Source organism: Trichocoleus sp. DQ-U1, assembly GCF_039961925.1.
Taxonomy (GTDB): domain Bacteria; phylum Cyanobacteriota; class Cyanobacteriia; order Cyanobacteriales; family FACHB-T130; genus FACHB-T130.
Genome location: NZ_JAMPKB010000108.1, coordinates 1 through 13,543 on the forward strand (window position 1 = coordinate 1; position 13,543 = coordinate 13,543).

Genomic DNA, 13,543 nt, shown 5'->3' on the forward strand with positions numbered 1-13,543 from the left:
ATCTTTCGCTCCTGGTTTCTGCCGTATTCTGGCACACACTTCCAGCCCATCCAAACCAGGTAACATCAAGTCGAGAATGATTAAATCTGGTTGTTGCTCCTGAAAAACTTGTAAAGCTCTCAGACCATCGCGACTCAGATGACAGGAAAACCCCTCTTTTTCTAAAGTTATTTGGATGAGTTTAGCAATTTCCGGTTCATCCTCAACAATCAAAATATCCATATTGCTCAAGAAACATATAAAGATAATAAAAAAATTCTTTCTATGTCATTTTAAATTCATCCATCTGGTGCAGAACCAGCAAATAATTCTGCAAGGATTGGATTCAGTGATGATAAACCATGAAACCTTAACTTACTCAATCCTAAGCTAAGTAATGTTAAACCAGTTCCTTCTGAGATTCTCAATACTTCGATAGTTCTAATGGTAATTCGGGGCTTTGATAGGCTCCAATCGATCGCGCTTCTTTCTCGTGCGAATACACCAAACTCAGACTCAGCAAGGATTTTAGCATATCATTTTGTAACTCGCTAGAGTTCAAACCGCTGTAGTGCAAATGGTGAAAACGCGCTACCGAACGTTAACATAGCCCCAGCGTTGGGCAATCAAAGACAAGGCTTCCGGGAGTTGAGAAGCTTGTAATATTGAGCTAAGCTACTTGGATAAGTTTAATATTTGCTTTAGCTATAGCGGTTACTTTTTGAATATTTGGTTTAGCCACAATGGTTACTTTCAGAACCCTGATAATTAAGAATTAAGGAATTTAATTTTTAATCTTTTGGACGCATTGCCTCTCGACCTAGCATCATCATTCCGGCAACGCCCAAACAGACAAACCAAATATACTGATACCAATATTCCCGCACCTGCTCAACAGGGCTAAGTTCTGGATGCAAGAGATACAGATAAAGCAGCAACAAAACCAGAAAAAGCGCCCCAAATCCCGAAAAAGTCAAACCAATTAGAATACGAGCTGGTTTCAATTCCTCATCGCTGATTTCATCCAAGTCAATCTCTGCCAGTTGGTTGAGAGATTCATCAGCCACCTCGGAAGCATCTTGCAAACTGATTGCCACTGGCGGCGGCAACACCGGCGACAGAGTTGCTAAGGTTTTGCGTCGCAGCAACCCTTCGGTGTCTCGCAGAAACTCCAAAGGTGTTAGCGTCGCAGCTCCGAAGGCGCTTCGCTCTAGTGGTTCAGCAAATTCAGTTGCTTCGGGCATTGAGGTTGCAGTAACTTCTGGTTCAAAATCCATCGCTTATTTCAATCCCTAATCGGAATTATAAACTTATGCCGACGCCTAACATTCTTTTAACCTGAAACCCTTTGTCATGTCACATCAAATTTGTCAGATTTTGTAGAAACTGCCTCGCGCTGCCAAGCCGCCGAGACAGTTTCTAGGAAACAATCAAAGTGGTGAATTTTCTAAACTTAGACGACACCGATGCAAGGAATAAAGTAGCCCACCCTATCCCCTAAAAGCCCAATTTTTCCAACACTGGATGAGTCGAGACAATGTGTCTATCCAAACCGAGCTGCTTCGGGCTAATCCCCAGCGCCAGAGAAATTAACTGGGGTAAATGCAGCACTGGCAAACCTAACTTATGCCCGATCGTTTTTTCAACCTCCGGTTGACGAGAGTCGAGATTTAGATGGCACAGGGGACAAGGCGTCACCATACAATCAGCACCTGCATCGAGGGCTTCTTGAATGTGCGACCCAGCCATCTTGAAAGATTGCGTGGTGGCATAGCTGGAAAGAGGCCATCCGCAACACTGGGTGCGTCCTCGGTAGTAAACTGGCGTCGCCCCTACTGCCCGAAACACATTTTCCATCGATTCGGGTTGGAGAGGGTCGTCATAGGGGATATGAGTTTGGGCGCGGAGCAAATAGCAGCCATAAAATGCCGCACACTTCAAGCCAGCCAGTTTGCGGCTAACTCGATTTTGCAACTCCTCTAGTCCATAATCGGCGACTAATGCCCAAAGTAGATGTTTGACTTCTGTAGTGCCTTGATAAGGAGAACAGCCTTCTTTCTTCAGTAAGCCATTCACCTGCTCTATATAAGCCGGGTTTGATTGTTGGGAGTCCTTCAAACGCTCATCCACATGACCAATGACGCCCTGGCAGGTACTGCAATGGGTTAACAACGGCAGATTCAGTTCTTCTGCTAGAGCAATATTGCGAGCGTTTACCGTATCTTCTAGCAGTTGAGAATCTTCTTTGTAGGTACCAGAACCACAACAAGCAGCTTTTTTTAACTCAATCAGTTCGATGCCCAGAGCTTGGGTGAGGGCTGCTGTAGACTGGTAAAGCTCCCGGCAAGCGCCTTGAGCAACGCAGCCGGGAAAGTAAGCATATTTAAGAGTCGGGGATGCCATATTTTGACGAAAGACCAAAGGCAATTCAGAAGGACTGAGAATTTCAGGACTGTTAGCGTAGTGGGGCGTTAGCGCGGACTGAGCAGAGGAATGTCAGGAATCAGGAGGAGCAAAAAAATTACTTTTTTCTTTTTTTCACTCAGTCCGCACTTTCACGCCTCTACGCTAACAGTTCTCAGCACTCCCTTTACCCCTATCATCGCTTGTCCATCCCATACTGGGGGTAACTGGTGACATTCGTTTAAGTTTCAATAGAACAGTGCCACTTGGAGAAGCGACTATCTAGCGTTTTTGTTGTCCCCTCTTTCAGATAAGATGAAGAGATGCTTAGAACCGTATAACCCTAAGAACATAGCTTGAGGGAATGGGTAGAGGATCAATATGAGCCAAGAGGAAATTTTTGCAAGAGTCAAGAAGATTGTGGCGGAACAACTGGAGGTTGCACCCGATGAAGTCACGCCACAAGCTAACTTTGCTAACGATCTGGGAGCGGATTCCCTCGATACGGTTGAACTCGTAATGGCATTGGAAGAAGAGTTTGATATCGAAATTCCAGACGAGGCAGCTGAGCAAATTGCCACCGTTCAAGCCGTTGTGGACTACATCAGTGGCAAAGTGGCGGCTTCGGCATAAATAATCGTGCTGAATGCTGTAGGGGCGGGTAAAGAAGAATTTTCTTCGGGCGCGTTAATTAAAACTAATTAAAACTCGGTGCAAAACTCGCCCACAGGGAAGTCCTAAGTTGAAAATAAAAATAGATACTTAGTTCTGAGTCTTCTTTCCTCGGTCCTATTACTGTTTTGCGTTTTGGGTGCAAAACCCATCTATTACTGGCATAATGACAAATTTTGAACGGAAGCGCGTTGTTGTAACAGGTCTCGGCGCGATTACACCGATAGGCAACACTTTGACAGATTATTGGTCAGGGTTGTTGAGCGGCACAAATGGCATTGGTCCGATTACATTGTTCGATCCTTCCCGGCATGATTGTCGCATCGCTGGTGAAGTCAAGGGATTTGACCCCCACACATACCTGGAGCGTAAGGAAGCAAAGCGGATGGATCGCTTTGCTCAATTTGCGGTAGCTGCGAGCAAGCAGGCGATCGCAGACTCTCAATTTGTCATTAATGAGCTGAACGCAGAACAAGTCGGCGTCATCATTGGCAGCGGGGTGGGCGGTCTTAAAGTGTTGGAAGACCAGCAAGAAATCTACTTGAGTCGTGGTCCCGACCGCTGTAGCCCGTTTATGATTCCCATGATGATTGCCAACATGGCAGCGGGTTTAACGGCAATCCACACGGGTGCCAAAGGGCCAAACTCTTGCCCGGTGACAGCCTGTGCCTCTGGCTCTAACGCGGTGGGAGATGCCTTTCGCCTGATTCAAGGGGGATATGCCCAAGCGATGATTTGTGGTGGCAGCGAAGCCGCCGTGACACCTTTATCGTTGGCTGGATTTTCTTCAGCACGGGCACTTTCGACGCGCAATGACGACCCAGCTCATGCTTGTCGTCCTTTTGATCGCGATCGCGATGGCTTTGTCATGGGCGAAGGCGCTGGCATTTTAGTTTTGGAAGAATTGGAACACGCCTTGAGCCGTGGCGCTCGGATTTATGCGGAAATTGTTGGCTACGGCATGACTTGCGATGCCTACCATATGACTGCACCCGTTCCAGGTGGTGAAGGAGCTAGCAGAGCCATGCAGCTAGCTTTGAAAGATGCAGGATTGGCTCCCGATCGAGTTAGCTACGTCAATGCTCATGGAACCAGCACACCAGCCAACGATGTGACTGAGACAGCAGCGATCAAAAAAGCTTTAGGTGAGAGTGTCGCCTACAAAGTGGCGGTTAGCTCCACCAAATCGATGACGGGGCACCTCCTAGGAGGTTCTGGCGGGATTGAAGCAGTTGCTACGGTAATGGCGATCGCCCAAGACCAGATTCCTCCCACGATCAACCTGGAAAACCCCGATCCGGGTTGTGACCTGGATTATGTACCCAACAAAAGTCGCTCTCAAACCGTCGAGGTGGCGCTGTCGAACTCTTTCGGGTTTGGCGGTCACAACGTGACACTCGCATTTAAAAAGTACAGATAGGGGCGATAAAAATATCAGCGGGTCGGGTGAGGGGAAAAAAATTTAATCCTTCACCCTTTATAATTTATCCTGTTTCTCACAAAGTATGGGATCTCCCATTCCGAATCGACATGGGGGTAAGCAAGACCACCTATTTCGATGGAATGGCGATCCCTTAATACTGCCCACGACTTGCCCATCCATCCGGCTAATGGGATGATCGGTTAATGGGTGCTTAGGGCGATCCAGAGCATTCAACTTCCCGCTCAGCCAATTAGCGTGCTAAACCGTCGTTAAGTAGAAGAGATTATGGCCGTTGCAACCCAATCACTCGAAGAACTTTGTATTAACTCCGTCCGCTTTCTGGCGATTGACGCCGTAGAGAAGGCAAAATCAGGGCATCCAGGGCTACCGATGGGCGCGGCTCCAATGGCATTTGTGCTTTGGGATCGCTTTATGCGGTATAACCCAAAAAATCCCAAATGGTTCAATCGCGATCGCTTCGTCCTCTCTGCCGGTCACGGCTCCATGTTACAGTACGCCTTACTGTATTTAACTGGTTACGAAGATTTAACGATTGAAGACCTCAAGCAGTTCCGGCAGTGGGAATCAAAAACTCCCGGTCACCCGGAAAACTTCATGACTCGAGGCGTAGAAGTCACTACAGGTCCCCTCGGTCAAGGAATTTCTAACGCTGTAGGCTTAGCAATGGCTGAAGCTCACCTAGCAGCTAAATTTAACAAGCCCGATCATACGATCGTAGACCACTACACTTATGTGATTTTGGGTGATGGTTGCAACCAAGAAGGCGTCTCTGCCGAAGCTTGTTCCCTAGCCGGACACCTGGGGCTGGGCAAACTGATTGCCCTGTACGATGACAACAAAATCACCATCGACGGTCACACCGATTTATCGTTCACCGAAGATGTCGGCAAGCGCTATGAAGCCTACGGCTGGCACGTCCTAACGGTAGAAGACGGCAACACCGACCTAGAGGCAATTCACAAAGCAATTGAAGCCGCTAAAGCTGTTACTGATAAGCCTTCATTAATTAAAGTTGCCACTACGATTGGTTACGGTTCTCCCAATAAAGCCAACACCCACGGCGTACATGGTTCTGCCTTGGGTGGCGATGAAGTGAAAGCAACTCGCGAGCATCTGGGTTGGGAATACGAGCCTTTTGAAGTTCCAGAAGATGCCCTCAACCATTGGCGCAAGGCAATCGAGCGCGGCGCTAAGTATGAGGAAGAGTGGAACAAAAACTGGGAAAATTACAAAGCCAAATACGAAGAGGAAGCTGCTGAATTAGAACGGCTGATTAGCAACAAACTGCCAGAAGGTTGGGATAAAGTTCTCCCCACCTACACCCCAGAAGACAAAGCAGATGCTACCCGCAATCACTCTGGCAAATGCTTGAATTCTCTAGCTGGAATTTTACCCGAACTCTTGGGTGGTTCAGCTGACTTGGCTGGTTCCTGCATGACCTTAATCAAGAGTTCTGGCGACTTCCTCAAAGGTCACTACGAAAATCGCAACCTGCGCTTTGGCGTCCGCGAACACGGTATGGGAGCGATTTGTAATGGCATTGCCCTGCACGGCACAGGTTTGATTCCCTATGGGGCAACCTTCTTAGTCTTTGCTGACTATATGCGGGCAGCGATTCGTCTCTCAGCTCTTTCCCATGCGGGCGTGATCTGGGTAATGACCCACGACTCAATCCAGTTAGGTGAAGATGGCCCTACTCACCAACCTGTGGAAACGATTGCCTCCCTACGGGCTATTCCCCAGCTAACGGTAATGCGTCCTGCTGATGGAAACGAAACCTCTGGTTGTTATAAAGTGGCGATTGAGGCAGCTAACCAGCATCGTCCGACCCTTCTGGCGCTGTCTCGTTTAGCACAGCCCAACTTGGCTGGCACTTCGATTGAAGGCACCACTAAGGGTGGTTACATCCTTTCCGATAGCGATGGCACGCCTGAGATTATCTTGATTGGCAACGGAAGCGAACTGCAACTTTGCGCCAAGGCAGCAGACCAGTTGCGCGGTGAAGGGAAGAAAGTCCGTGTCGTTTCCCTGCCCAGCTGGGAGTTGTTCGACGAGCAGGATGAAGCTTACCGGGAATCTGTATTACCCAAGGCTGTCACTAAGCGCCTAGCTGTAGAAGCCGCTTCTAGTTTCGGCTGGTGCCGTTACCTCGGAAATGAAGGCGCGATGATTAGCATTGACCGCTTTGGCGTTTCTGCTCCAGGGCCAGTTGCTCTAGAGAAGTTCGGCTTCAATGTTGATAACGTAGTCGCGAAGGCGAAGGCTCTGTTGGGCTAATAGCTAGGAAATAGTCTCTTGTAGGGTGGGCTGAAAAGTCCCCCCTTTTTTATTCACATCTGAGTTAAGTAGGGGTAGGCAATGCCAGAACCTCATCCTAATCCCTACCTGCTCTTGGCAAGGAAAGCTGGAGCCGCAGGCTCTATCAGGGTAGGGTTGCGCTTAATGGCAGGGAATCAGGCGGATTTAACATGGCATTGTCACTTCGATTGATTCCCATCTTCAACTTCAGGAAAAAAAATTTCAATTTGATTGTGTGTGCCGGTTGAAGAATTGTCTACTGCTAGAGGCAGTAGTTGTTTGGACTTCAAAGCGCGCTCGCTCGTTTTTCCCCAAGCCGCAAGTGTTGATACAGCAAGGAGTAGCCAACTACATCGGCTAAAAAAGAACACAGAAATAGCATCAGGGTAGAAAGTCGGCTAAGAGAGTGACACAACAACGATTGTGGGCTATGCGAAAGTTTTTTATTTTAAGTAAGTACCGCAACAAGAACACGCTGCTCGCTCAATCCGAGCGATTTAGGCGTAAATCGAGCAAATATTGAAAATAAAGAGCGAAAGTCATGCAAAAAGACCTGAACTACCCAATGATGGCGATTGTTAACGATTTAGATGCTCTGATGACCGAAATAGATGAAAATCCACAACTCTCTTCATGGGTCGTTCGTCTGGTACTCAAATCAATTAAAGAAAAAGCCAAGAGAATGGCTACCGAGACAGCGCCTCAATCAATTTATTTGAATCAGCCTCCTTATCTCGATGCTTTTACCAACTCATCCACACTCAACACCTCACAAATCAAAGTATTACGGCAGCTACGGTAGATTGTATACGGCGTGCGATCGCATCGCATCTGTCATTCACCCAGCTTTTCTAACTGCAAAGGCACGTAATACTCGGAAGATATTAGAAAAATCATCTGTCCACAGAGGCGCTGATTTTGTTTCCGGGATGGGTTGCCAGCGCGAATCACTGACGAGATTGCCCAAATCTTTTTGATTACGAGCAAATAGCACCCAGTGAGAAGGAGATTTCCCGATTTCCCGCTCAGATTCAGAAATATCTGCTTCTCTCTGCCTCAGCGTAGACAATCCTAAATCCTGAGCTAAAGCGCCCAAAACCGGCTCAAGATTCAGGAATCGATTAGAAATGTTAATGACAATTAACCCTTCTTTAGCTAACTTACTCAAGTAAAGCTGAATGGCTTCCTTTGTTATTAGGTGGATGGGGACTGAATCCGAGCTGAAAGCATCCATGAAAATCAGGTCATAGCGATTATCTGGAACTTCAGTAAATCGCAACCGGGCATCCCCTAAAACCACGGATAATGGTGCTTTTGAATTCTGTAAAAAGGTGAAGTAACGAGTGTCACGAGCTAACCTTTCAATAGTCGGATCGATTTCATAAAAAGTCCATTGTTGCCCCAATTCTGAGTACGCAGCTAGCGTCCCAATTCCCAACCCTAGCACCGCAACATTTTTTGGAGGTTTTGTTTGATTCAAAGAGCTAAATAATTGCCCAATGGGACCAGTAGGATAAAAATAAGTTAAAGGTTCATTGTGCCGTTTTGGGTCGAGACTTTGTTTCCCATGCAGGATCGTTCCATGCAGAAGGCTATGATAGCTGCCGCGCCTATCATCTAAAACCCGATAGACGCCAAAAAAGCTGCGTTCGGTATCGAGAATACCACCGAGAGTTCCTATCGAAAACTGGCTAATTAAAACAACCAAAACTAAGCCTAAACAAAACCGAATTGGATGTAGCTTAAAGGCGTAAAAAATGCCAGCTAGGATGCTAAAACCGATAAGGTCGCCTATCAGGTTATTCGTAAAATTCTTGCCAGTAAAACCAACCAGCAAAGTGCCGATTAAAAGACCTAAACTGATGGGAAAAGTTAAACGTCGCTGTAGGTTAGATAGGGGATCGTCTGCCTCCTTAGAAGTTTGCATAAGGAGGAGACAAAGTACCATAATCAGAGGATACTCCAGGACAGATTGAAATAAAAGCGGAGCCGCGATTGCATTAAATAATCCGCCGAGGACACCCCCGACAGAAATCCACAGATAAAAATTAGTGAGATACTGCGTACTGGGACGACTTCGAGCTAATTTTCCATGAAAAACACAAGCCGCCACAAAAAATCCTGCCAAATGTAAGGGAAATAATACCCATATTGGCTGCATCACCTGAATTAAAAATAAAATTATTAGTATAGTCAACCATAAAGGTAAAATTGCCACTAAAACTTTATGAGGCAAAAGTGGTTTACGGGCAAAAGTTAAAATAAATGTTAATAGATAAATCGCTAAAGGAATTGCCCACAAAAGCGGAATTGCTGCAATGTCTGTCGTTAGATAAGTGGTAACTCCTAGAAGTAAACTAGAGGGTAAAAATGACAGGAATACCCATTGTGCTTGCTGCCGAATTGTGGGAGTTTCTTCTGTAAGCTCGGATTTATTGCCTACATTAGTATCCCCAGCAACATTTTGAATAAACCCAGCGTTACCCGCTTGTAAACCGTTGAAATTTTCAGGCGATCGCCATAGGCATACTGCACATCCTAGAGTTAGCAAAACTAATAATCCGTAACCGATTGTCCATAGCCAACTTTGGCGTGTAAGCGAAAAATTTGGTTCAATTAAGATGGGGTAGCTGAGAACTCCTAACATACTGCCTAGGTTACTCGCAGTATAGAGGAAATAAGGATCGGAACTCGCTGGGTGTCCTGTCTCAGCAAACCACTTTTGCACTAAAGGCGCACTGGTAGCAACCACAAAAAAGGGAAATCCGACACAGAAAAGCAGCAAAAATAACAGCCAAGGGATAGGATTGGCATCATGAGGAGGAATCCAATTCTTAGCAGGAGTAACGGGTAAAAAGGCTATTGGTAATAGCAGAAAAATAGTGTGAATAACAGCTTGGTGGCGAACCCCAAACCAACTCGTTGTGATGTGGGAATAGCCATAACCTAGTAATAAAATTGCTTGGAAAAAGAATAGGCAAGTGTTCCATACTGATGGAGATCCGCCTAATAAAGGCAGAATCATCTTGGCAACCATCAATTGTACCCAGAAAAGGAGGAAAGCACTAACAAAAAGGGTGAAAGAAAAAAGAATAATCAAAAGCACTGCTCCTTTGGTAGATAGCTGAGGCTTACATTAATTATATTTGCAACAGCCCACAATGCAATTCAGTTTGTATAGCTAATTAAAAAAATCCAGTTTTTATTCTATTAATTCGTTTAATCTTGACTTATTTTTTTTAATGTATACTTATGTCAAATTCAGCTTCCATTTTTGGCCGATTCCCCACTTTTTCTCAAAGGTAAAATCAGTCAATTCGTTGTGATTTGGCACCAACTCATAACTGATGCAGATATCGTCTTGGCGCGTCGGTTCAACTAGCGATCGCGCTCTATCCCTTCATCCCTCACTCCGCGCATCCCTCAAGCCTTCTAGGAAACCGCGTTGAGCATGCGATCGCATATTCTCCTCGCTCAACTCCATTAAACACACCAATTCATGTCCTTTGTAATATTCCGGATTCCGTTCTAAAAAGTAGCGTACATCCGGTTTATGCTGAAATCCTTCTTTAATCTCTGCCCAGCTTCCTCGCAAATGCCCTAACGATGCAGGAAAGCGAATTAACCCACTTGCAGGATCGTAGTTAGCTCCAAATTTTGTTTTAGCTAGGTAATCCATCAACGCCTGATAATTTGCTGGCGTTGGATATCGCCAAGTTGGATAAAAACGTTGGGCAAATACTGACAAGTAGCGATACGTCCGGTATCCCTTAACAATTAGAAACCAATATAAAGGTTTCTCTATTGCTTCGCCTTTAATTTTGCCAGCCAGACGACACCACGCCAATGGCAGAGTTTGTTCTCCCCAATATTGATGATGGATAATCGTATCGCCGGAGAAAATAGCGCGTTGCGGCTTTCCCTCAAATTCAAACGAAAGAATTGCTAGGGTGGAAAACCCCTGAAGTTTTTCCTCTTCATTCCACAGCAGGATTATATAATCTTTGTTACTCAAATCCTGTTGAAAAATTTCCCAACTGCTGCCATCGTAATACTGGGTATATAAGTCATACATCAACCGGATTAGGTAATCTTGGATTTTTGGTTTAGGGACGACTTCAGCTTTTAAACGGTTCATAGAGAGAGTAATGAGCCAATACAAACTGCTACATAGTCAGTCCATCATAACAGTCCAATTTCTGAGTAGGGTCTAAAAAGGCTTGCTACCATGTAAACGCTTCCTAAAGCTGTCAGAACAGGATTTAGCTAAATTGAGTCAAGTAAATTTCAATCAAAAACATCCAATTCTAGATTTTAAAGTTAGCGATCGCTGTCTGCTCAAGCCGGGTTTCAATTTTTACTGCGATTGCCCATCATCGCGGGTAGAGAGTGAATGACGCAACAAATACCAAAACACAGCTAAATTTACCAAAAAAACTGCTAGCTTTAGTAGCGATATTCTGCGGAATAGCTCAAAAAATTCAGGTGGAATACTAATCCCTACCAGTACCAAAACTAATATTTTTGCCCAACCTTTTTGATACCAAAGACCGATTCCCTCAATCGCAGTTAAAATCGCGTAGAGTCCAACAGCTATGCTGGTAAACTGCAAAGTTTTAGGGTTAAAATTTAAAATCTTGTCCAGAGTCCATTTAATAATGTCTAATTTACCTTCTAAAGCACAAGATTCTGAAAAATCAACCAAAAGCTGATGTTCTTTGACTGTTAATCCTAAAGCGATCGCAATCACCGCAAGCAGTAAAGCACTGAAGATTTTGTAAATAACGATTGCCACTAAACCCGGTGGGCGCTTAGTAATATTTTTCACATGAATGACCCGTGATTTTGGTGAATGAGTCAGCCGCTTCTGGAACACCCGAACAATTAGGCACTCGCTTACGTTTGATCGTATGCGGGCGAGTGGGGCAAAGCTGCTCCTTTGAGAGGTATTCCAAAAAGTAGATATCTCCTCTCCAGCCCCAAGAATTTTCATTAGAGTGCAACATCAACGTCACAAGCACGTCACATGAGATGTCTAAATTAAGAGATGTAGAGATGTTAAACCAAGCATCTATACAGGCAAATTTACATAGCGTTTTCACGCGGACGCACTTGGTAAACCAGCGGATAACAGAGTTGTCTTCGCCAGAGCCAAGCGTACAGAATTTTAACTTCCTTGTCGCAGGTGTCAACAATGAAAAGCAAACAGCAAGATAGCGATTATAATTCCAGGCAACCCAACCAGAAAGGATTTGACGCTTCGGCACCTAAACCCTGGCAAAAGGCAGCCACCTATGTATCGCTGGTGCTGCTGGGAGCTGGTGTCACCTTCTCAGGCGGCTATCTGGGGTCAAATACCCTGCTGTCCTCCAAGGAGTCTACTTCTAAAGTGTCTCTAACCCCAGGCGTTGCGGTTGCTCAGGCACAACTACCACTTAGCACAGACACTAACTTTGTTACAGAAGTTGTGGACAAGGTGGGACCAGCAGTGGTGCGGATTAATTCTTCCCGCACGGTGACACAACAACTCCCTGACGCTTTCAATGACCCCCTCTTCCGCAGGTTCTTTGGCGCTGAGTTGCCGACTGGCCCACAAGAGCGAGTGGAACGGGGTACGGGATCGGGCTTTATTATCAATACGGATGGTCAAATTCTCACCAATGCCCATGTAGTCGCTGGTGCCGACACTGTAAACGTCATTCTCAAGGATGGGCGCACCTTTACAGGTAAGGTGATGGGTACAGATCCGGTAACAGATGTCGCCATCGTTAAAATTCAGGCGGATAATCTGCCGACGGTGCGTTTGGGTGATTCAGATCGGCTGAGACCTGGGGAATGGGCGATCGCTATCGGCAACCCCTTGGGTCTAGATAATACCGTCACAACAGGGATTATTAGTGCCACTGGACGCTCTAGCTCTCAAGTTGGCGTTCCCGATAAGCGGGTAAACTTTATCCAAACAGATGCGGCGATTAATCCGGGTAACTCAGGCGGGCCACTGCTGAACGCCAAAGGTGAAGTGGTTGGGATGAATACAGCGATTATCCGGGGTGCCCAAGGATTAGGCTTTGCGATTCCTATCAATACCGCTCAACGCATTGGCAATCAGCTGGCGACGACTGGCAACGTGCAACATCCTTATCTGGGCATCCAGATGGTGAAACTCACGCCTGAAGTCAAACAGCAAATCAATGAAGATTCCAACAGTCGCGTGAATATCAATGCGGATCGAGGCATTCTTGTCGTCAGAGTCATGAGAAACTCCCCTGCTGCCAATGCAGGGTTACGCACGGGAGATGTTATCCAAAAAATCAACGGTCAATTGGTCACAGACACAGACACAGTACAACAGCAAGTAGAAAGGAGCCAGGTGGGCAGTAGTTTACAGATGGAGGTGCTTCGGAATGGGCAAACGATTAACCTACCTGTAACCACTGCGGCTCTCCCGACCCAGAGCGAGTAGTGTGTTAATAGCTTTCTCAATCAGTCAGTAAGACAAGGTTTCTGAGGATGGGTATTTTGCCCATCCTTTTTGTATGTATAGCAATCGCCAAGGTAATTAGGACGACAAGCATAAGACATGCTCGATTGCATCTCGCAAACAATTAAACTGGTCGAGTTGTTTGCGGATGCGGCTCTTGAGCCAAGACCAGCAGTTCTCAATTTTGTTGAGGTCGGGGGAGTAAGGTGGTAAATACCAAAGTTGAGCACCAGCCGCTCGAATCAACTGCTCAATCCGCCCGCCCT

The 13,543-nt window shown here is 46.0% G+C and carries 13 protein-coding genes; 6 read left to right on the forward strand and 7 right to left on the reverse strand.

Going from position 1 to position 13,543, the window contains the following annotated elements; translation table 11 throughout:
• The 3 genes from NDI34_RS25525 to NDI34_RS25535 form a co-directional block, all read right to left on the reverse strand.
• A partial coding sequence (locus NDI34_RS25525; protein WP_348234215.1) for a response regulator occupies positions 1-222 on the reverse strand: 222 nt, incomplete at its 3' end.
• A gap of 548 nt (positions 223-770) precedes the next feature.
• On the reverse strand, positions 771-1,256 hold the full coding sequence (locus tag NDI34_RS25530) for a hypothetical protein (RefSeq protein ID WP_348234216.1): 486 nt from the start codon (positions 1,254-1,256) through the stop codon (positions 771-773).
• A gap of 220 nt (positions 1,257-1,476) precedes the next feature.
• Positions 1,477-2,382 (reverse strand): CoB--CoM heterodisulfide reductase iron-sulfur subunit B family protein, encoded by a 906-nt coding sequence (locus NDI34_RS25535; protein WP_348234217.1) that lies wholly within the window; start codon positions 2,380-2,382, stop codon positions 1,477-1,479.
• A gap of 381 nt (positions 2,383-2,763) precedes the next feature.
• On the opposite strand from NDI34_RS25535, the gene acpP reads away from it, so the two are divergent.
• The 5 genes from acpP (at position 2,764) to NDI34_RS25560 (ending at position 7,598) form a co-directional block, all read left to right on the forward strand.
• A complete protein-coding gene (gene acpP, locus NDI34_RS25540) occupies positions 2,764-3,015 on the forward strand; it encodes an acyl carrier protein (protein ID WP_190413002.1) in 252 nt (83 codons plus the stop codon).
• Positions 3,016-3,220: 205 nt separating this feature from the next.
• On the forward strand, positions 3,221-4,474 hold the full coding sequence (fabF, locus tag NDI34_RS25545; protein ID WP_190425191.1) for a beta-ketoacyl-ACP synthase II: 1,254 nt from the start codon (positions 3,221-3,223) through the stop codon (positions 4,472-4,474).
• A gap of 288 nt (positions 4,475-4,762) precedes the next feature.
• The gene (gene tkt / locus NDI34_RS25550) at positions 4,763-6,775 is read left to right on the forward strand and encodes a transketolase (protein ID WP_190413004.1); all 2,013 of its coding nucleotides are present in this window, start codon (positions 4,763-4,765) and stop codon (positions 6,773-6,775) included.
• Between the two features lie 81 nt (positions 6,776-6,856).
• Positions 6,857-6,988, forward strand: a complete 132-nt coding sequence (locus NDI34_RS25555) for a hypothetical protein (RefSeq protein ID WP_277877581.1) — start codon at positions 6,857-6,859, stop codon at positions 6,986-6,988.
• A gap of 349 nt (positions 6,989-7,337) precedes the next feature.
• The gene (locus NDI34_RS25560) at positions 7,338-7,598 is read left to right on the forward strand and encodes a hypothetical protein (protein WP_190688192.1); all 261 of its coding nucleotides are present in this window, start codon (positions 7,338-7,340) and stop codon (positions 7,596-7,598) included.
• Between the two features lie 36 nt (positions 7,599-7,634).
• Here the strand turns inward: NDI34_RS25560 and NDI34_RS25565 are convergent, their stop codons facing one another.
• The 3 genes from NDI34_RS25565 to NDI34_RS25575 form a co-directional block, all read right to left on the reverse strand.
• Entirely contained in the window at positions 7,635-9,833 is a 2,199-nt protein-coding gene (locus tag NDI34_RS25565; RefSeq protein WP_348234218.1) for a fused MFS/spermidine synthase, read from the reverse strand.
• Between the two features lie 363 nt (positions 9,834-10,196).
• Entirely contained in the window at positions 10,197-10,934 is a 738-nt protein-coding gene (locus tag NDI34_RS25570) for a hypothetical protein (RefSeq protein WP_348234219.1), read from the reverse strand.
• A gap of 219 nt (positions 10,935-11,153) precedes the next feature.
• Entirely contained in the window at positions 11,154-11,615 is a 462-nt protein-coding gene (locus NDI34_RS25575; RefSeq protein ID WP_348234220.1) for a DUF2127 domain-containing protein, read from the reverse strand.
• 375 nt (positions 11,616-11,990) lie between these two features.
• Between NDI34_RS25575 and NDI34_RS25580 the strand changes: the two genes are divergently transcribed.
• On the forward strand, positions 11,991-13,259 hold the full coding sequence (locus tag NDI34_RS25580; RefSeq protein WP_190413012.1) for an HhoA/HhoB/HtrA family serine endopeptidase: 1,269 nt from the start codon (positions 11,991-11,993) through the stop codon (positions 13,257-13,259).
• A 96-nt stretch (positions 13,260-13,355) separates the two neighbouring features.
• Here NDI34_RS25580 and NDI34_RS25585 read toward each other — a convergent pair.
• A partial coding sequence (locus NDI34_RS25585) for a transposase (RefSeq protein WP_348232469.1) occupies positions 13,356-13,543 on the reverse strand: 188 nt, incomplete at its 5' end.

Excerpts from the sequence above, each read along its gene's own strand:
- NDI34_RS25530 (WP_348234216.1), bottom strand. The coding sequence starts at position 1,256 with ATGGATTTTGAACCAGAAGTTACTGCAACCTCAATGCCCGAAGCAACT.
- NDI34_RS25535 (WP_348234217.1), bottom strand. The coding sequence starts at position 2,382 with ATGGCATCCCCGACTCTTAAATATGCTTACTTTCCCGGCTGCGTTGCT.
- acpP (WP_190413002.1), top strand. The coding sequence starts at position 2,764 with ATGAGCCAAGAGGAAATTTTTGCAAGAGTCAAGAAGATTGTGGCGGAA.
- fabF (WP_190425191.1), top strand. The coding sequence starts at position 3,221 with ATGACAAATTTTGAACGGAAGCGCGTTGTTGTAACAGGTCTCGGCGCG.
- tkt (WP_190413004.1), top strand. The coding sequence starts at position 4,763 with ATGGCCGTTGCAACCCAATCACTCGAAGAACTTTGTATTAACTCCGTC.
- NDI34_RS25555 (WP_277877581.1), top strand. The coding sequence starts at position 6,857 with ATGCCAGAACCTCATCCTAATCCCTACCTGCTCTTGGCAAGGAAAGCT.
- NDI34_RS25560 (WP_190688192.1), top strand. The coding sequence starts at position 7,338 with ATGCAAAAAGACCTGAACTACCCAATGATGGCGATTGTTAACGATTTA.
- NDI34_RS25565 (WP_348234218.1), bottom strand. The coding sequence starts at position 9,833 with ATGGTTGCCAAGATGATTCTGCCTTTATTAGGCGGATCTCCATCAGTA.
- NDI34_RS25570 (WP_348234219.1), bottom strand. The coding sequence starts at position 10,934 with ATGAACCGTTTAAAAGCTGAAGTCGTCCCTAAACCAAAAATCCAAGAT.
- NDI34_RS25580 (WP_190413012.1), top strand. The coding sequence starts at position 11,991 with ATGAAAAGCAAACAGCAAGATAGCGATTATAATTCCAGGCAACCCAAC.